The 18,238-nt window shown below is 62.6% G+C and carries 13 protein-coding genes and 1 pseudogene; 7 read left to right on the top strand and 7 right to left on the bottom strand.

Annotation, left to right across the window (positions count from 1 at the left end; all coding sequences use genetic code 11):
- Window positions 1-163 precede the first annotated feature (163 nt).
- The 3 genes from lplT to QOC89_RS02790 all read left to right on the top strand — a co-directional run bounded on the left by lplT (window position 164) and on the right by QOC89_RS02790 (window position 5,712).
- On the top strand, window positions 164-1,462 hold the full coding sequence (lplT, locus tag QOC89_RS02800) for a lysophospholipid transporter LplT (RefSeq protein WP_323043626.1): 1,299 nt from the start codon (window positions 164-166) through the stop codon (window positions 1,460-1,462).
- Between the two features lie 160 nt (window positions 1,463-1,622).
- On the top strand, window positions 1,623-4,310 hold the full coding sequence (mutS, locus tag QOC89_RS02795; protein ID WP_323043625.1) for a DNA mismatch repair protein MutS: 2,688 nt from the start codon (window positions 1,623-1,625) through the stop codon (window positions 4,308-4,310).
- Window positions 4,297-5,712 (top strand): hypothetical protein, encoded by a 1,416-nt coding sequence (locus tag QOC89_RS02790; protein ID WP_323043624.1) that lies wholly within the window; start codon window positions 4,297-4,299, stop codon window positions 5,710-5,712. Before mutS ends, QOC89_RS02790 begins: the two co-directional genes overlap by 14 nt.
- Window positions 5,713-5,779: 67 nt before the next feature.
- Here QOC89_RS02790 and QOC89_RS02785 read toward each other — a convergent pair whose 3' ends face one another.
- Window positions 5,780-6,322, bottom strand: a complete 543-nt coding sequence (locus QOC89_RS02785; RefSeq protein ID WP_179732774.1) for an FKBP-type peptidyl-prolyl cis-trans isomerase — start codon at window positions 6,320-6,322, stop codon at window positions 5,780-5,782.
- A gap of 32 nt (window positions 6,323-6,354) precedes the next feature.
- On the opposite strand from QOC89_RS02785, the gene QOC89_RS02780 reads away from it, so the two are divergent.
- The gene (locus QOC89_RS02780) at window positions 6,355-7,605 is read left to right on the top strand and encodes a cupin domain-containing protein (RefSeq protein WP_323043623.1); all 1,251 of its coding nucleotides are present in this window, start codon (window positions 6,355-6,357) and stop codon (window positions 7,603-7,605) included.
- Window positions 7,606-7,837: 232 nt separating this feature from the next.
- Window positions 7,838-8,113, top strand: a pseudogene (locus QOC89_RS02775) (hypothetical protein).
- A gap of 138 nt (window positions 8,114-8,251) precedes the next feature.
- Here the strand turns inward: QOC89_RS02775 and QOC89_RS02770 are convergent.
- The 3 genes from QOC89_RS02770 to QOC89_RS02760 form a co-directional block, all read right to left on the bottom strand.
- Window positions 8,252-10,531 (bottom strand): ATP-dependent DNA helicase, encoded by a 2,280-nt coding sequence (locus tag QOC89_RS02770; protein ID WP_323043622.1) that lies wholly within the window; start codon window positions 10,529-10,531, stop codon window positions 8,252-8,254.
- 63 nt (window positions 10,532-10,594) lie between these two features.
- Window positions 10,595-10,813 carry a DUF465 domain-containing protein gene (locus tag QOC89_RS02765; RefSeq protein ID WP_323043621.1) on the bottom strand — a complete coding sequence of 73 codons (219 nt, stop codon included), beginning with the start codon at window positions 10,811-10,813 and terminating at the stop codon, window positions 10,595-10,597.
- Between the two features lie 135 nt (window positions 10,814-10,948).
- Window positions 10,949-11,884 (bottom strand): hypothetical protein, encoded by a 936-nt coding sequence (locus QOC89_RS02760; protein ID WP_323043620.1) that lies wholly within the window; start codon window positions 11,882-11,884, stop codon window positions 10,949-10,951.
- Between QOC89_RS02760 and QOC89_RS02755 the strand changes: the two genes are divergently transcribed.
- On the top strand, window positions 11,835-12,140 hold the full coding sequence (locus QOC89_RS02755) for a hypothetical protein (protein WP_323043627.1): 306 nt from the start codon (window positions 11,835-11,837) through the stop codon (window positions 12,138-12,140). The two genes, QOC89_RS02760 and QOC89_RS02755, sit on opposite strands and share 50 nt — an antisense overlap.
- Window positions 12,141-12,285: 145 nt before the next feature.
- On the top strand, window positions 12,286-14,637 hold the full coding sequence (locus tag QOC89_RS02750; RefSeq protein ID WP_323043619.1) for a Tex family protein: 2,352 nt from the start codon (window positions 12,286-12,288) through the stop codon (window positions 14,635-14,637).
- A gap of 100 nt (window positions 14,638-14,737) precedes the next feature.
- On the opposite strand, the gene QOC89_RS02745 is transcribed toward QOC89_RS02750, so the two are convergent.
- The 3 genes from QOC89_RS02745 to QOC89_RS02735 form a co-directional block, all read right to left on the bottom strand.
- On the bottom strand, window positions 14,738-16,624 hold the full coding sequence (locus QOC89_RS02745) for a potassium transporter Kup (RefSeq protein WP_323043618.1): 1,887 nt from the start codon (window positions 16,622-16,624) through the stop codon (window positions 14,738-14,740).
- 325 nt (window positions 16,625-16,949) lie between these two features.
- On the bottom strand, window positions 16,950-17,540 hold the full coding sequence (locus QOC89_RS02740; protein ID WP_179732783.1) for a phosphoribosyltransferase: 591 nt from the start codon (window positions 17,538-17,540) through the stop codon (window positions 16,950-16,952).
- Window positions 17,541-17,543: 3 nt separating this feature from the next.
- Window positions 17,544-18,238, bottom strand: a 695-nt coding sequence (locus QOC89_RS02735; RefSeq protein ID WP_323043617.1) for an adenylosuccinate synthetase, incomplete at its 5' end; no start/stop codon positions are given.

Raw genomic sequence — 18,238 nt, 5'->3', positions numbered from 1 at the left:
AAGCGGCTTCGGCCGCTTTTTCGTTGGCGCGCCTGCATCCGGCAAGCGTTCGTGCTACAAAGCGGGAAGCCGCGCCGGCACGCACGATCGCCGGCTGCGTTTCGCGTGTTTTTCGCAGCGCCCTGCTTCGCGCCAGATTTCCGCGCAGGTTCCGATCCGCTTCATGAAAAAAGGCTTCTACACAATCATCGCGGCGCAGTTCATATCGTCGCTCGCGGACAATGCGCTGCTGATCGCCGCCATCGCATTGCTGTCGGTGATCCGTTCGGCCGCCTGGGTCACGCCGCTGCTGCAGATTTTCTTCACCGTCTCGTACGTGTTACTCGCCCCTTTCGTCGGGGCCTTCGCCGACGCGTTGCAGAAGCGGCACGTGATGTTCGTCTCCAACGCACTGAAGGCGAGCGGCTGCCTGATGATGATCTGCGGGGTCCATCCGATGATCGCGTACGGCGTGGTCGGCTTTGGCGCGGCCGCGTATTCGCCGGCCAAATACGGCATTCTCACCGAGCTCCTGCCGGCGGAAAAACTGGTCAAGGCAAACGCGTGGCTCGAATCGGCGACCGTGCTGTCGACGATTGTCGGCACGATGGTCGGCGGCGCGCTGATCAGTACGCTCGCCGACAGATTCGTCGCCCGCGCGCATTTGCCGCTGATCCGCTCGTCCGCCGATCTGGCCATGTTCGCGGTGATGGTCACGTATGCCATTGCGGCAGTGATCAACATCTTCATTCCCGATACCGGGGCGCGTTATCCAAACCGTTTGAGCGAACCCAGGAAGCTGGTCGGCGATTTCTATCACTGCTTCAACGTGCTGTGGGCCGACAAGCTCGCGCAGATCGCGCTGTGGGTCACGACGCTGATGTGGGGCGGCGCGGTCACGCTGCAATTGCTGGTGCTCAAATGGGCGAACGTGAACCTCGGCTTGTCGCTATCGAAAGCGGCGGTGATGCAAGGCGTCACGGGTCTCGGCATCGCGGTCGGCGCATCCGCCGCGGCGGCGCTGATTCCGTTGCGCAGTTCGCTGCGCGTGCTGCCGATCGGCATCCTCACCGGCGCGGTGGCGATCGCGATGGCGTTCTACAACAGAGACCTGTTTCCGGCGGGAGCAGGCATCCGGATCGGCACCTACGTGCTGCCGATCTATATCCTGCTCGCGTATCCGCTGATGATTCTGCTCGGCGCGCTGTCCGGCTTTTTTATCGTGCCGATGAACGCGATCCTCCAGCATCGTGGCGCGACCCTGCTCTCCGCGGGACATTCGTTCGCCGTCCAGAATTTCAACCAGAATCTGGCCGTGCTGCTGATGCTCGGCGCCTACGCGCTGCTGTTGACGGCGAAGATGCCCGCGCAATGGATCATCGTCGTGTTCGGCAGTTTCATCACGTTCATGATGTGGCTCGCCAAACGGCGCAGTGCCGTGAATGAGCGCACGGTGGATATGCGGGCGCTGGTGGAAGAATGAGCGCATGGCGAGCATCGCCCGGCGGGTGCGGGAGTTTGCGTGGCGACAGGTCAACCGCGGGAAGCGAGCGGTAACGGATTGGCCATCCGGCCAGGGTCCGCTCGCCACGCCGACAGGTTAAACTCACGGCCTGAACAGCGAACGCAAAAAGACACCGAGGATGGGCATTCAAACCGCAGCGGCCAATGACGTCGCACAACACACGCCGATGATGCAGCAGTACCTGCGCATCAAAGCGGACCATCCGGGCACGCTGGTGTTCTATCGGATGGGCGACTTCTACGAGCTCTTTTTCGAAGATGCGGAAAAAGCCGCCCGTCTGCTCGATTTAACCCTGACGCAGCGTGGTGCGTCGGCGGGGAATCCGATCAAGATGGCGGGCGTGCCGCATCACGCGGTCGAACAATATCTGGCCAAGCTGGTGAAGCTCGGCGAATCTGTCGCGATTTGCGAACAGATCGGCGACCCGGCTACGTCGAAGGGGCCCGTTGAACGCAAAGTGGTGCGCGTGGTGACGCCGGGCACCTTGACGGATGCAGCGCTCCTGTCCGACAAGAGCGACGTGTACCTGATGGCGCTGTGCGTCGCGCATAACCGCCGCGGCGTCGCAACGAGCGTCGGCCTCGCGTGGCTGAATCTGGCGAGCGGCGCGTTGCGCCTCGCCGAAGTTGCACCCGACCAGGTGGCGGCCGCGCTCGAACGGATTCGTCCCGCCGAAATTCTCGTGGCCGATACGGGCGCCGATTCGGCGAGCTGGGCGCCCCCCGTCAACGCCGGCGCCCTCACCCGCGTGCCGGTCTGGCACTTCGATATCACGTCGGGCACGCAGCGTTTGTGCGATCAGCTGGAAGTCGCCGGTCTCGACGGCTTCGGCGCGCATTCGCTGACAGCGGCTTGCGGTGCGGCGGGTGCGCTGCTCCTGTATGCGGCGGCCACGCAAGGCCAGCAATTGCGCCACGTGCGCAGCCTCAAGGTCGAGTACGAATCCGAATATATCGGGCTCGACCCCGCCACGCGCCGCAATCTTGAACTCACGGAAACGCTGCGCGGCACCGAATCGCCCACGCTGTGCTCGCTGCTCGACACCTGCTGCACGACCATGGGCAGCCGTCTGCTGCGTCACTGGCTGCATCATCCTCCGCGCGCGGCCGCGGTGGCCCAGGCACGTCAGCAGGCCATCGGCGCGTTGCTCGACGCGCCGCCGGGCGCCAGCGTCGAAACGCTGCGCGGCGCGTTGCGGCAGATCTCCGACATCGAACGGATTACCGGGCGTCTCGCGCTGCTGTCAGCGCGGCCGCGCGATCTGTCGAGCCTGCGCGATACGTTCATCGCGTTGCCGGAGTTGCGCACGCAACTGGCGGGCGTGTCGTCCAATGCGGACTCGCTGGCGCGCATCGACGCCTCGCTGGAACCGCCGCAAGCGTGCGTCGAACTGCTCAAGCGCGCGGTCGCGCAGGAACCCTCCGCGATGGTGCGCGACGGCGGTGTGATCGCTCGCGGCTATGACGCGGAGCTCGACGAGTTGCGAGACATTTCGGAGAACTGCGGGCAGTTCCTGATCGACCTCGAAACGCGCGAGCGCGCACGCACCGGCATCGGCAATCTGCGCGTCGAATATAACAAGGTGCATGGCTTCTATATCGAGGTCACGCGCGGCCAGACCGACAAGGTGCCGGACGATTATCGCCGCCGTCAGACGCTGAAAAACGCCGAGCGTTACATCACGCCGGAACTGAAGACCTTCGAAGACAAGGCGCTGTCCGCCCAGGAACGCGCACTGGCCCGCGAACGCTCGCTTTATGACGCGTTGCTGCAAGCGCTGCTGCCTTTCATCCCGGACTGCCAGCGCGTCGCCTCGGCGCTTGCCGAACTCGATCTGCTGGCTGCTTTCGCCGAACGCGCCCGCGCGCTCGATTGGGTCGCGCCGACATTTTCACCGGATACCGGCATCGAAATCGAACAGGGGCGGCACCCGGTCGTCGAGGCGCAGGTCGAGCAATTCATTGCTAACGACTGCACGCTGACGCCGGAGCGCAAACTGCTGCTGATCACCGGCCCGAACATGGGCGGTAAATCGACCTTCATGCGGCAGACCGCGTTGATCGCGCTGCTCGCGTACGTCGGCAGCTATGTACCGGCACGGCGCGCGGCATTCGGTCCGATCGATCGCATCTTCACGCGAATCGGTGCAGCCGACGATCTGGCCGGCGGCCGTTCAACCTTCATGGTGGAGATGACAGAGGCGGCGGCGATCCTGAACGACGCGACCCCGCAAAGTCTGGTGTTGATGGACGAGATCGGGCGTGGCACGTCGACGTTCGACGGCCTCGCGCTGGCGTGGGCCATCGCGCGGCATCTGCTGTCGCACAACGGCTGCCATACGCTGTTCGCCACGCACTACTTCGAATTGACGCAGTTGCCCGCCGAGTTTCCCCACGCGGCCAACGTGCATCTGTCCGCGGTCGAGCATGGGCACGGCATCGTGTTCCTGCATGCGGTCAGCGAAGGGCCGGCGAATCAGAGCTACGGTTTGCAGGTCGCGCAACTGGCCGGTGTGCCGAATGCGGTGATTCGCGCGGCGCGCAAACATCTTGCGCATCTCGAGCAGCAATCGGCCGCGCAACCCACTCCGCAACTCGATCTGTTCGCAACGCCGCTGCCCATGCTGGTCCAAGATGCGGACGACGAACGCGACGCGAGGCCGGAAACGGCGGCGGCGTCGCCGGCCACGCAGGCGCTTGTCGAGCGTCTGCGCGCCATCGATCCGAACGATCTGCGCCCGCGTGAAGCGCTCGATCTGCTGTACGAACTGCACGAGCTGGCTGCCGCGCCGGATGCGGATCATTGACGCACACAGGCCCTCGCAGCGCCCGCGCACAGTTCGCGCGGCGCCGGCCATTGCGCTCACGCGCGCGGGTGGGCTTGCGGCGATCGGAGTGCTTGCTGTGCTCAGGTCGCTTGCGGCGATTGGGGTGCTTGCTGTGCTCAGGTCGCTAGCGGCGCTCGGGGTGCTTGCTGTGCTCAGGTCGCTAGCGGCGCTCGGGATGCTTGCTGTGCTGGCCCCGCTCGCGCACGCCGAAACGCCGCGCTATGCCTTCGCCGTCATCGCCAACACGATGCAAAACCCCGCCGACGAAGCGCCAACGCAGCGCCTCATCGAAGCAATCAGTCGCGAGCGCGAGGTATCGTTCATCGTCTACGACGGCAATCTGAAAGGCGCGAAAGAAGCCTGTCGCGATGCGTTATACGATCGGCGCCACGCACTGCTCGAAACAGCACGGCCCGCCCTCTTCTTCATTCCGGGCCAGCACGACTGGGCAGATTGCGGCACGGCTGAGGCCGGCGGCTTCGACCCGGTCGAACGGCTCGATCAGCTCCGTCAGACGCTGTTCACCGACCCCACGTCGATGGGTCAGAATCCGATCGCGTTGACGCGCGAGAGTGAAGTGTCGCGCTTTCGTCCGTTCCGGGAAAACGTGCGCTGGCAAGTTGGCGACACTGTGTTTGTCGGTCTGAACGCTCCGAGTCCGAATAATCACTATCTGACCGCGGGCGGCCGCAACGGCGAGTTCGAGGACCGCGTGATCGCCAATGCGTTCTGGCTCGAACATGCCGCCGAATACGCGAAACGCCGCGACGCACGCGCGCTTGTCGTCTTCATTCAGGGCGACCCCGATCCGGAGCGCTACGAACGGCCCGACCGTTTCGCGTGGCTGCGCTTTACGCGCAACACGCGCCGCGACGGTTTTCTGGAGTTCAAACGCAGTCTCGTCAAGCTCGCGCAGATTTTTCGCGGCCCCGTGCTGGTCATTCATTGCGACGACGAACGCGCGAGCGCCGGCTTCGTGATCGATCAACCGCTACGCAATGACAAAGGGATGCTGGTGACGAATCTCACACGCGTCGCGCTGGCGCCGCATGATCGTCTTAACCAGTGGATTCAGATTGAAGCGGACCTTGGCAAGAAGCCGCCGTTCCGCGTGAGCGTGCGCGACGTGCCAAGGCAAATGCCGATGCCCATGGCGCAGCCTGTGCCGCAGCGCGAAGAGCCCGCAGCTTCGATGCCGGCCGTGCCGGCGTTAGGTCCCGCGTCCGAATTGCCGCCGTTGTTGCAGACGCCCGGACAGCAGTCAGACCAGCAGCAACATAGGGCGTTGGACGACGGCAGTGAGGAGTATGGGCCCGCCATGTCCGGGCCGCCCGCCTCGGGCGCTTCCGCCGTCTTGCCACGCACGCCGGGTGCGCCTTAAGGCAAACACTTAAGGCAAACACACCCGGCACACACACCTCGCACGCACACCCGGCGTACCCGCACGCTCAGTGCAGCGTAGGTCCTGACTTATCGTCGTCGGCTTCGTCGTCGTCTTCATCGAGAACTTCGAGGCCGTCGGCGCCGTGTGCGTGTTCGTGCTGGATTTCGTCTTCAGTAGCGGGACGCACGTCCTTGACGGTTAACGCGAACCGCAGCGCCATGCCGGCGAGCGGATGGTTGCCGTCGAGCACGACCTTGTCTTCCGCCACATCGGTCACCACGTAGACGAGTGAATCGAGATCCTCGTCGCCTTCTTCCGGCGTGCCTTCGAATTGCATGCCGACTTCGAGCGGTTCCGGGAAACGATCGCGCGGCTCGATCTTCACGAGATCGGGGTCGTACTCGCCGAACGCGTCTTGCGGCTCGAGCTGGATCTGAGTCTCGAAGCCGGCCTCGTGGCCGTCGAGCTCTTCCTCGATCTTGGGGAACGTGCCATCATAGCCGCCGTGCAGATAGACCATCGGCTCGTCGCTTTCTTCAATCAGATTGCCCTGCGCATCCGATAGCTTGTAAGCGACCGACACGACGGTGTTCTTTGCGATTTTCATTCGATTCTCCAGAATACAACTCACATTATACGATGCCCAAGCGGCCCACCGACCACCCGGCCGATACAGCTCCGGCACGGAATTCTTCGCCGGCTTCACAGGCCGCTCGCCCTATTCTTCCGCCCTCGCCCGACACGCCCACGCCCCTGCTCGGCAATCTGACTCCGTCGCAATTCATGCGCCGCTACTGGCAGAAGAAGCCGCTGCTGATCCGCCAGGCAATCCCGAATGTAGAGGCGCCGCTGTCGCGTGACGAATTTTTCGAGCTCGCCGATCAAGACGAAGTCGAAGCGCGTCTGATCACGCACTTTCGCAACAAATGGCAACTCGAGCACGGCCCTTTCGCGCCCGACGAACTGCCGTCGGTCAAGCAGCGCGCCTGGACTTTGCTCGTGCAAGGCGTGGACCTTTACGACGACCGCGCGCGGGCGTTGCTCGACCGCTTCCGCTTCGTGCCGGACGCGCGTCTGGACGATTTGATGATTTCGTATGCAAGCGACGGCGGCGGCGTCGGCCCGCACTTCGATTCCTACGATGTGTTTCTTTTGCAAGTAAAAGGCAAGCGCCGGTGGCGGATCAGTGCCCAGAAAGATCTGACACTCGAACCGGGTTTGCCTTTGAAAGTTTTACAGCGTTTCGAACCGGAAGAGGAATGGCTGCTCGAGCCGGGCGACATGTTGTACCTGCCGCCGCATATTGCCCATGACGGTGTTGCCGAAGGCGAATGCATGACCTGCTCGATCGGTTTTCGCGCCCCGTCCGCAGGCGAGTTGACCTCGCAATTCCTCTATCATCTGGCCGAACGCGACGAATCGGCGGGGCGACCCAGTGCGCTCTATCGCGATCCACAACAAGCCGCCGTCGACCGTCCGGCCGCATTGCCGTCCGCGTTGGTCGAGCGGGTTGGCGCGATCCTTGCTGGAGTCAAGTGGAATGAGCAGGATATTGCGTCGTTCCTTGGCACGTACCTCAGCGAACCGAAGCCGAGTGTCGTCTTTGATCCGCCGCAACGGCCGCTCATTGAAGCGCGTTTCATCAGTCAGGCAACGAAGTCCGGCATTCGACTCGATCGCAAGACTAATTTGTTGTACAACCGCCGTTTTTTCTTCGTAAATGGAGAAGAAATGTCGTTTGATGGCGCAAAAAAATGGCTGTTTGATCTCGCCGATCACCGGTGTATGAGTGCGAAACGCTTTGTAACACTCTCGCACGATTCGGCGGTGACAGCACTGCTTCACGAGTGGTATTGTGCGGGCTGGATACAAGTGGGCGAGCTTGCGTAACTCTGCCCGCGTGTTATACCGTACTGTGAAATTTTGTATGAGAAAGACAACGTATTGACCCCGGATTTATGGATTGTCAGTACGAAAGTGCATATAATTTCCGCCCAAGCCGTAGGGAAGATTCCAGCTCGTCAAAAGAGCGTCTCCACCAGCGGCCCAGGTCGGTGTTGGAGCACATTACCGGTTTTATTTTGCGCTGTTGCTTACCTTTAAACCATAAAAGGACGTGATCATGAAGAAATCCCTCCTCGTAGCATCCCTGTTGGCATCTGTGGCACTGGCTGCATGCAACTAGAGCAACGATCAAGCCGCTGCCCCGGCTAGCGACGCAGCTGCTGCTTCGGCACCGGCTGCTGCAGCTTCGGATTCGGCTGCTGCTGCATCGGGTGCGGCTGCTGCTGCGAGCGACGCTGCTGCTTCGGCTACGGGCGCTGCCTCGGACGCTGGTGCTGCTGCTTCGGACGCTGCTGCTTCGGCTGCAGCTCCGGCTTCGGGCGCAAGCCAGTAAGCTGTCGCGTAGGGTTCGCCTCTGGGCGAAAACTGCTCCGGAAAATCCCCTCGATTTTCCGGACAGTAAAGCAAAACGCCACGGATTCACATCCGTGGCGTTTTGCCATTTAAAAGCCGTTTTTTAAACGGCGTTCGCTTAATTATCTACTGAGCCCGGCGTTGCATTTTCTTCAAAGAATTCACGCACGACTTCGATCTCACGTGTGCGCTTGAAGGGTGGCAGGCTCTGCCATATACGGCGTCCATACGGTTTGTCGACGAGACGCGTGTCACAGATCATCAGCACGCCGCGATCGGTCTCAGCGCGAATCAGACGGCCCGCGCCCTGCTTGAGTGTAATCACGGCCTGCGGCAACTGATGAACCGCGAACGGGCTCAAACCTTTCTTCGTCAGTGCATCCAGACGCGCCGATAGCACCGGGTCGTCAGGCGGCGCAAACGGCAGCTTGTCGATCACCACCAGCGAGAGCGCATCGCCGCGCACGTCCACGCCTTCCCAGAAGCTCTGACTGCCCACCAGAATCGCATTGCCGTACGCACGGAAGCGATCGAGCAATTCGGTGCGGCTCGCGTCACCTTGCACGAGCAGCGGATAATTCCAGCCGCGCGCTTCAATGATGTCGCGCAACCTGGCCGAAATGCGGTCCACCGCGCGCAGCGTCGTGCACAACATGAATACGCCGCCACCTGACGCTTCGATCGCCGGCAACGCGGCGTCGAACACGGCGTCGGTAAACATCGGCGACGAAGGCTGCGGCAAATTGCGCGGCACGTACAGCAGCCCTTGCGTCGGATAGTCGAAGGGGCTCGGCAGCGTCATCGAGCGTTTTGCGTTCAGGCCCATCTGCGCCGCATAGTGCGTGAAATCGCCGCGCACCGACAAGGTAGCCGATGTGAAGATCCACGCGCGCGGCACGCCGGCGCGCTGCTTCGCGAAGATCGGCGCGACCGACAGCGGCGTTTCGTGCAACTGCACCGTATGCGCGAAAACTTCGATCCAGCGCACCTTTTCATTCGGGTCGGCGCGTTCGGCCTTGGCATCCGCCGAGGCGGCGTCGGCGGCTGCGCGTTCGGTTTCGGTGGGGGGTGTCGTCCAGCCCGCCAGCACGCCCTGCAACTCGCGCGCGCGCCGCAAACACGCGCCAATCGACTCGGCGCGCTCGGCCTGACCGGCCAACGCGGCAGCCAATGCGTCGAGCTCGGTTTCGAGCGTTTCAAGCGCGGGGAACAACGGATGATCGTCGGGCATCTGCCCGATCGACAAGCGCACCGAATCTTCCTTGAAGGCGAGCCGCACGTCACGCGCCGCACGTTCGAGCGTCGAGCCGAGTTTCACCCAATCGATCGATTCGCGCGCATGACCCAGGCCCTCCGCCACGGAATCGCGTGCGAGCTCGAGAAATTGCGTGGTGGAGAGTGTCTCGCCGAAAAACAGCGTCGCGGTTTCCGGCAGTTGATGCGCTTCGTCGAAGATGATGGTGTTTGCCGTGGGCAGCAATTCAGCCATGCCGGTATCGCGCAACATGATGTCGGCGAAAAACAGATGGTGATTGACCACGACGATGTCGGCCTGCTGCGCCTCGCGGCGCGCCTGCATCACGAAGCACTCCTTGTAGTGCGGGCACTCCTGGCCAAGACAATTTTCACGCGTGGACGTGACCATCGACCACACCGCCGCCGTTTCCGGCACGCTCGCGAGTTCGGCCTTGTCGCCGGTGCGCGTGATCTTGGCGAAGCGAATGATGTCCTGCAGATACGAGGTTTCCTGGCGCGACGGCAGACGGCCGCTATCCGCGGTGCGCTGCAGATAGTAGTGGCACAGGTAATTCGCGCGGCCCTTGAGCATTGCCACCGACACCGGCACGGCGAGCGCATCGCGCACGGTCGGAATGTCGCGCTGAAACAGCTGATCCTGCAAATGCTTGGTGCCCGTGGAGACGATCACCTTGCCGCCCCACAACATGGCCGGGACGAGATACGCGTAGGTCTTGCCGGTGCCTGTACCCGCTTCGACGATCAGCGTGTTTTCGCTGCCGTCGAGACCGTTCGATTCGGCGCTTTCAGCGGCTTCTGTCGCGGCATCCGCGCCCGGTGCCTGCAGACGACGCGCCGGACGCTTCTGCGCTTCGAACATCGCGGGTTCGGGCATCGCGCGGCCCGACGCTTCCATGGCCGCGGCGACGGCGCGCGACATCTCGATCTGCGACGCGCGCGAGCGATAGCCCTGGATCTGACGGGCGAGCAGACCGTTGTCGGCGAAGATATCGTCCAGTTCGGCGACGCGACGCGGGTTCAACGACGCGGAGAGCGCAGACGCGGGAGGACGTGGCGCCGGAGCGCCGGCCACCGGAGTGCCGGCCACCGGCGCGTCGTTGCCCGCTGTGAGGCGTGGTGAAGTTTCAAGCGGTGAATTCAAGGCAAGCGTTTCCTGCAAAGTCCGGCGCGCGCGGCGCGACCCGGCACCTGCCAGGCCGCGAACTCAGGCGCGTACTTCCGGTTCGAGCTGCAATTGCAGCAAGATGATGGTGTCCTTGACTTTGAGTTTGCGCTTTTTCAGGCGCTGCAACTCGAAGTCGTCGATGCCGGGCTCATCCGACATTCGCTCGATCAAACGATTGAGCCCACTATGCTCCGATTCCAGTTGCAGAATACGGTCGCGAAGGGTGTCCGCGGTGATGACGTGATGTTGATCGCGCATGCTCGCCTCCTCTCGTAAGCGGCACGGGCTGCATCGTGCAGCCCGTGCCGGAGGTTGCTGTCCGGCTTAAAACACGTTACAGCGACTACGATACTCCGCTGCACAACCCGGTCACAGACAAAGACAGCACAGCGACTACTCCTGTTGCCGTTGCTGCTTCTGCTGCTCTTCGAGTTGCTGCTGCTGTTGCAACTGGTCCTGACGCTTCTGTTCGGCTTTCTCGGCCGCCTGCTTCTGGCGCGCTTCGACGTCGGCTTTATGTTGCGCCGCATCGGCCTGCTTCTTTTCAAAGGTTTGCTGTTTTTCGACGCGCTCCTGCGCCTTCTGCGCGCCCTGCTGACGCGCCTCATCGAGTTTGCGCTGGAAGTCGCCCTGCTTCTGATCGTAAGCCTGCTGGTTAGCCGCGGCCTGCGCCGGACTGACGCCGCGCTGCGCCTGATCCAGCGCGTGCTGTTGCAGCTTCTGCTGATAGGCTTGTGCATTCGCGTTGCGTTGCGGCGCCTCGGCGGCGCGCTGCGCCTGGTCGAGTTGATGCTGGCGCTGCTTTTCTTCGTAGGCCTGCGCGTTGCGCGTGTCGTCGGCGGCGCGTTGCGGCGCGCTCGCTTCGTCTTGCGCGCGTTTGAGCGCGGCCTGCTCGTCACGCTCGCGGGCGCGCTGGACACGCTGTTCGCCGTCGAGCGCAAGCTGTTCCTTGCGAATGTCGGCCTGCACGGAGCGCATGCTGTCGCGCGCCTCGTTCAGACAGTGGTTGACGAAGAACTTACTGTAGCAATCGTGTTCGGCGACGCCGTAACGGTAGCTGTTTTCCTCGCTGCGCTGATCCAGGACTTTCTGCCGTGCGTCGAATGAGCTGTCAGGCGATGCCGCTTGGTCGGCATTCCCGGCATCATCCGCACCCGTGGCATTCGTGGAGCCGGTTGTCCCTGCCGCGCCTGCTGCCCGCGCGCCCGAAGCGGCTGCCGGCGCAGCACTGCTGGCGGCCGCGAGCGCGGCCGCGGATTGCGCCACGGCGGGAGCGGACATGGCGAGCGTTGCAGTCATGACGCACAAAGCGCAGGAAGCCAGAACCATCCCATTGGACGGAGACGCTGACCGGACCTTGGACCGCAACGCCGATGCGGGCGACATTCCGGACATCAGCAACCTAAGCAACCTGAGCGACCTAAGCGACCCAAGCAACAATCGCGACACATTCAGCGACAGAAAAGACGGCAACGGTGACAGGCGAGAGACCAAGCGGGAGCCCAGGCGGTTGAGGGACAAGGAGATCGGCAACGTCGTAAATGGTCAACGGAACATGCCCGAAATTCTATCACCCTGCGGTTGAGCCCTTTGGCATTTATGGCAAAATGCCCCGCTCCAGCAACCCGGTCGTAACGCGCACGCCTCGCGTGCACCAAGTGTCCGACGTGTGCCCGGCGTATGCCGTCGGTGCGCGACCTTTGATTGAGTAGCAGGAACACCAAGACCTTATGACGGAAACCGTAGCACTCAAGATCGTACAGCGCATCGCCGCCGAACTGTCCGTCCAGCCGCGCCAGGTCGCGGCCGCGGTGCAACTTCTCGACGAAGGAGCGACTGTTCCGTTCATCGCCCGCTACCGGAAGGAAGTGACCGACAATCTCGACGACACGCAGTTGCGTAATCTCGAGGAGCGGCTGCTGTATCTGCGCGAGCTGGAAGACCGGCGCGCCGCCATCATTTCGAGCATCGACGAACAAGGCAAGCTCACCGACGAGCTGCGCACCGCGATCGAAGGCGCCGACAGCAAGCAGGTGCTGGAAGACCTGTATCTCCCGTACAAGCCCAAGCGCCGCACGCGCGCGCAGATCGCCCGTGAAGCCGGCCTGCAGCCGCTCGCCGACGCACTGCTGGCCAATCCCCTGCTCGACCCGCAAACCGAAGCCGCCGCCTACGTGGACGCCGAAAAAGGCGTCGCCGACGTCAAGGCCGCGCTCGACGGCGCGCGCGACATTCTCTCCGAACAGTTCGGCGAAACCGCGGAGCTCCTCGGCAAGCTGCGCGACTACCTGTTCAATCAGGGTGTGGTGTCGTCGAAAGTGGTCGAAGGTAAGGAAAATGCGGAAGAAGAGAAATTCCGCGATTACTACGACTACGCCGAAACCATCAGGACCGTGCCGTCGCATCGCGCGCTGGCGCTGTTCCGCGGTCGCAATGCGGGCGTGCTGATGGTCAAGTTGGGGCTTGGCGAAGAACTTGACGCACAGGTGCCGCATCCGGGCGAAGCGCTGATCGCACGCCACTTCGGCATCGCCAATCAGAACCGCCCGGCCGACAAGTGGCTCTCCGACGTGTGCCGCTGGTGCTGGCGCGTGAAGGTGCAGCCGCACATCGAAAACGAACTGCTGACCAAGCTGCGCGACGAAGCCGAGCACGAAGCCATTCGCGTGTTCGCACGGAATCTGAAGGACCTGCTGCTGGCCGCGCCCGCGGGTCCGAAGGCCGTGATCGGCCTCGATCCGGGTATGCGCACCGGTGTGAAAGTCGCCGTGGTCGATCGGACCGGCAAGGTGCTCGCCACCGACGTGATTTATCCGCACGAGCCGCGCCGCGACTGGGACGGCTCGATCGCGAAACTGGCGCGTATCTGCGCGCAGACGCAGGCTGAGTTGATCAGTATCGGCAACGGCACGGCGTCGCGCGAAACGGACAAGCTCGCGAGCGAACTGATCGCGCGTCATCCGGAGTTCAAGCTGCAGAAGATCGTCGTTTCGGAAGCCGGCGCTTCGGTGTACTCGGCCTCCGAACTCGCGGCAAAGGAATTCCCGGACATGGACGTGTCGCTGCGCGGCGCCGTGTCGATTGCGCGTCGTCTGCAGGATCCGCTCGCGGAACTGGTCAAGATCGAGCCGAAGGCGATCGGCGTCGGCCAATACCAGCACGACGTGAATCAGCGCGAACTGGCTCGCTCGCTCGACGCGGTGGTCGAAGATTGCGTGAACGCGGTCGGCGTGGATGCGAATACGGCATCGGTTGCCTTGCTGGCGCGCGTGTCGGGTCTGAACGCAACGCTGGCCCGCAACATCGTCGACTATCGCGATGCAAACGGCCCGTTCCCGTCGCGCGAACATCTGCGCAAGGTGCCACGTCTCGGCGACAAGACGTTCGAGCAGGCGGCGGGCTTCCTGCGCATCAACAATGGCGAGAATCCGCTCGACCGCTCGTCGGTTCACCCGGAAGCGTATCCGGTCGTGGAACGCATGCTCGCGAAAATCAGCAAGCATGTCGGCGAAGTGCTCGGCAATCGCGACGCGCTGCGCGGCCTCTCGCCGGCGGAATTTGTCGACGAACGCTTCGGCCTGCCGACCGTGCGCGACATTCTGCTCGAGCTCGAAAAACCGGGTCGCGATCCGCGCCCCGAGTTCAAGACGGCGACCTTTCGCGAAGGCGTCGAGAAGGTCAGCGACCTGACGCCCGGCATGGTGCTCGAAGGCGTCGTGACGAACGTCGCGGCGTTCGGCGCGTTCATCGACATCGGTGTGCATCAGGATGGTCTGGTGCACGTGTCGGCCATGTCGACAAAATTCATCAAAGACCCGCACGAGGTCGTCAAGGCTGGCCAGATCGTCAAAGTGAAGGTGCTGGAAGTCGACGTGAAGCGTCAGCGTATCGCGCTGACCATGCGCCTCGATGACGAGTTCGGCGCGTCGGCAGCGCCGCGCAGCGGTGGTGGCGCCCAGCAGGATCGCGGCGGGTTCAACCGCTCGGGCGGCGGCGCACGAGGCGGCCAGCAACAGCGCTCACGCGAGCCGGAGGCTGGCGGTGCGATGGCCGCCGCATTTGCCAAGTTGAAGCAGAAGTAAGCCGGCGAGAGCGCGCCCCAAACAAAAAGCCCACGCAAAAATGCGTGGGCTTTTTTTATCGCATCTTCGTATTGAAGAGGCATTCAACCGTGTGCGGCCCTCAGATCTCGATCTTCGTTCCTAGTTCCACCACGCGATTTGCGGGAATACTGAAGAAGTCAGTCGGCTTCGCCGCGTTCTGATGCATCCATGCGAACACGCGTTCGCGCCACACGGACATGCCTGGCAACTGCGTTGGCACCACCGTTTCGCGCGCAAGGAAGAACGAGGTATCCATCATCTCGAAGGTCATGTCATGCGTGCGGCCCACTTCCAGCAGCACGGCCTTCACGTCAGGCGTTTCGTTGAACCCGTAGACCGCTTTGACGAGGAACAAACCGCCGCCGAAATCCTTCACCGTCACGCGCTCGGAATCGCTCACGTACGGAATGTCGCGCGTCACGAAGGTCAGGAAGATGGTGCGTTCATGCAACACCTTGTTGTGCTTCAGGTTGTGCAGCAGGCTCACCGGCACGAGCGAATCGCTGCCGGTCAGATAGATTGCCGTACCCGACACGCGATGCGGCGGGTGCGCAAGCAAACCCTGCAGGAACGGCATCAACGGAATACCGTCCGCGGCCGTACGCTCCTTGACGATCATTCTGCCCTTGAACCAGGTCATCAGCAGGAAGAACAGCAGCGCGCCGATGCCGAGCGGCAGCCAGCCGCCTTCGGCAACCTTGAGCAGGTTGGCGCCGAAAAAGCCCAGGTCGACCGCCATGAACACGCCGATGATCAACGCCACGAGGAACTTGTTCCAGTTCCACACCTTGACCATCACCACACACGCGAGGATCGTGGTGATCACCATGGTGGCGGTCACCGCGATACCATACGCGGCGGCGAGGTTATCCGAACTCTTGAACGCGATCACGATGCACAGAATGATGAACAGCAGCATCCAGTTCACCACCGGCACATAGATCTGTCCGATCGCCAGTTCCGAGGTATGCAGGATCTTCATGCGCGGCACGTAGCCCAACTGGATCGCCTGGCTCGTCAGCGAATACGCGCCGGAAATCACCGCTTGCGACGCGATCACGGTTGCCACCGTCGACAGAACGACGAGCGGCAGTAGCGCCCAATCCGGCGCAAGCAGGAAGAACGGGTTTTCGATCGCTTTAGGGTCGTGCATTAGCAGTGCGCCCTGGCCAAAATAGTTCAGCACCAGCGACGGCATCACCAGGAAGTACCAGGCCATACGAATCGGTTTGGCGCCGAAGTGACCCATGTCGGCGTACAACGCTTCGGCGCCGGTCAGCACCAGCACGACCGAGCCGAGCACCACGTAGGCCTGCAGCACGTGCGCCGCCATAAAGGTGTACGCGTAATACGGGTTCAGTGCGCGGATCACGTTCGGCGACTGCAGGATGTGCCATAGGCCCAGCGCGGCGAGCACCAGGAACCACAGCACCATGATCGGACCGAACAGGCGGCCGACGGTGGCCGTGCCGTGCCGCTGGATCCAGAACAGCAGCACGAGGATCACCATGGTGAGCGGCAGCACCAGATGGGACAGATGGGGCGCCGCGATCTCCAAACCTTCGACCGCCGAGATCACCGAAATAGCGGGCGTAATCACCGCGTCGCCATAGAACATGCAGGCGCCGAAAATGCCGAGCATCATCAGCAAGCCGGCCATTTTCGATTTGTCGTCGAGAGAGCGCAGCGCCAGCGCCATGAGGGCGAGGACGCCGCCTTCGCCGTTGTTGTCGGCGCGCATCACGAACAGCACATACTTGACGCCGACCACGATCACGATTGCCCAGAACAGCAGCGAGATCACGCCCAGAATCGATTGGTCGGTCAGCGGAATGCCATGGGCCGGACTGAAAGCCTCTTTCAGCGAGTACAACGGGCTCGTGCCGATATCGCCGAATACCACTCCGATCGCGGCAATCGCGAGGGACGGCAGAGGCTGTTTGTGCACGTGATTGTTATCTGTCATAAACGCGAGGAAATCCGTTCCCTGAGCGGAAAAACGACCGCTATTCTAAACTGCCCGTCTAGCGCCGCCCGGCTTGTTGTGGATACACCACGTGGATGGTCCGCGCAGTGTAGCACTGCGATTTGGGCGCGTCTGCGGCGTCAGGCGATGCGCTGGTGCGGCCCTGCGCGTTCGCGAGGCGCCGTTCGCAGAACGCGCTGAAATGCATACACCAAGCGCATACACGAAGCGCATAAAAAAACGGAGCCGAATCCGGCTCCGTTTTGCAGGTACTGCCCTGGCGGCAACGCAATAAGTACGGTGTCGCAGCGCATTACGTCTGACCTCACGTACCTGACGATTCCTGCTCCTGCTGCGTACCGCGCTTGATCCACGCGCCGAGGTTGTGCGGACGAACCGTATCCCACTCCTCGAACGGCTGGTGAATCCACGGATTGGTGGGCAGATACTGCACGTGGTAATCGGGCTTCACTTTCGAGCAGCCCTTGTACCAGAGCACCGCCGAACGCACCGCGGTGATCGCCGGATAACGTTCCTTCAGATGCTGCTGGACACGTGCCAGCGTCACGCCCGAATCCACCAGGTCGTCGACCAGCAACACGTTGCCGTGCAGCTCGCCGCGCGTCATGGTGATGTATTGCGCGATATCGAGTTCGCCCTGCTCCGTGCCGGCCGCTTCGCGGTACGAACTGGTGGCGAGAATCGCCAGCGGCAGATCGTAAATGCGCGAGAGCTGGTCGCCGACGCGCAAACCACCGCGCGCGAGACACAAGATCTTGTCGAACTTCCAACCCGATTCATGCACGGCCAACGCCAGTAGTTCGATCAGCCGGTGATACTCGTCCCAGCCGACCCACAGGTTCTTGTCATCGTTGCGCGGATCTTTCATCGCAATCATGGGTACACCTTGAACCATGGCTTAAACCTTGAACGGATGACGCAGCAGAATGGTTTCGTCGCGATCCGGACCGGTCGACACCATGTCGATCGGAATACCCGCGACTTCCTGCACACGCGTCAGATACGCACGCGCGCTGGCCGGCAACTTGTCCCATTCCGTGATGCCGACGGTGCTTTCCTTCCAGCCCGGAAAGGTTTCGTACACCGGCACGCAACGCGCGACTTCCGAGGCGCCACGCGGCAGCAGGTCGACTTGCTTGCCGTCGACCGTGTAGCCGATGCACAGCTTCACTTCGTCGAGACCGTCGAGCACGTCGAGCTTGGTCATGCACAGACCCGACACGCCGTTGATCTGGATCGAGCGGCGCAGCGCGGCGGCGTCGAGCCAGCCCGTGCGGCGCGGACGGCCCGTTACCGAGCCGAATTCCTTGCCGACCTTGGCGAGTTCCAGGCCGATCGGTTCCTGACGCGCGGCGTTATCCGCATCGTACAGTTCGCTCGGGAACGGGCCCGAACCGACACGCGTGCAATACGCCTTGGTGATGCCGAGAATGTAGTTCAGCTTTTGCGGACCGACGCCCGCGCCAGCGGTGGCTGCGCCGGCCACGCAGTTGCTCGACGTGACGAACGGATAGGTGCCGTGGTCGATGTCGAGCAGCGTGCCTTGCGCGCCTTCGAACAGCAGATTGTTGCCTGCCGCGTTTTCGTCGTACA

Origin of the sequence: Paraburkholderia sp. (assembly GCF_034668105.1) — a bacterium.
Classification (GTDB): Bacteria; Pseudomonadota; Gammaproteobacteria; order Burkholderiales; family Burkholderiaceae; genus Paraburkholderia.
Note: the sequence above shows the minus strand (reverse complement) of the source record. Positions and strands in the feature narration are given on the sequence as shown.

Excerpts from the sequence above, each read along its gene's own strand:
- lplT (WP_323043626.1), top strand. The coding sequence starts at position 164 with ATGAAAAAAGGCTTCTACACAATCATCGCGGCGCAGTTCATATCGTCG.
- mutS (WP_323043625.1), top strand. The coding sequence starts at position 1,623 with ATGGGCATTCAAACCGCAGCGGCCAATGACGTCGCACAACACACGCCG.
- QOC89_RS02790 (WP_323043624.1), top strand. The coding sequence starts at position 4,297 with ATGCGGATCATTGACGCACACAGGCCCTCGCAGCGCCCGCGCACAGTT.
- QOC89_RS02785 (WP_179732774.1), bottom strand. The coding sequence starts at position 6,322 with ATGAAAATCGCAAAGAACACCGTCGTGTCGGTCGCTTACAAGCTATCG.
- QOC89_RS02780 (WP_323043623.1), top strand. The coding sequence starts at position 6,355 with ATGCCCAAGCGGCCCACCGACCACCCGGCCGATACAGCTCCGGCACGG.
- QOC89_RS02765 (WP_323043621.1), bottom strand. The coding sequence starts at position 10,813 with ATGCGCGATCAACATCACGTCATCACCGCGGACACCCTTCGCGACCGT.
- QOC89_RS02755 (WP_323043627.1), top strand. The coding sequence starts at position 11,835 with ATGGCGAGCGTTGCAGTCATGACGCACAAAGCGCAGGAAGCCAGAACC.
- QOC89_RS02760 (WP_323043620.1), bottom strand. The coding sequence starts at position 11,884 with ATGGTTCTGGCTTCCTGCGCTTTGTGCGTCATGACTGCAACGCTCGCC.
- QOC89_RS02750 (WP_323043619.1), top strand. The coding sequence starts at position 12,286 with ATGACGGAAACCGTAGCACTCAAGATCGTACAGCGCATCGCCGCCGAA.
- QOC89_RS02745 (WP_323043618.1), bottom strand. The coding sequence starts at position 16,624 with ATGACAGATAACAATCACGTGCACAAACAGCCTCTGCCGTCCCTCGCG.
- QOC89_RS02740 (WP_179732783.1), bottom strand. The coding sequence starts at position 17,540 with ATGGTTCAAGGTGTACCCATGATTGCGATGAAAGATCCGCGCAACGAT.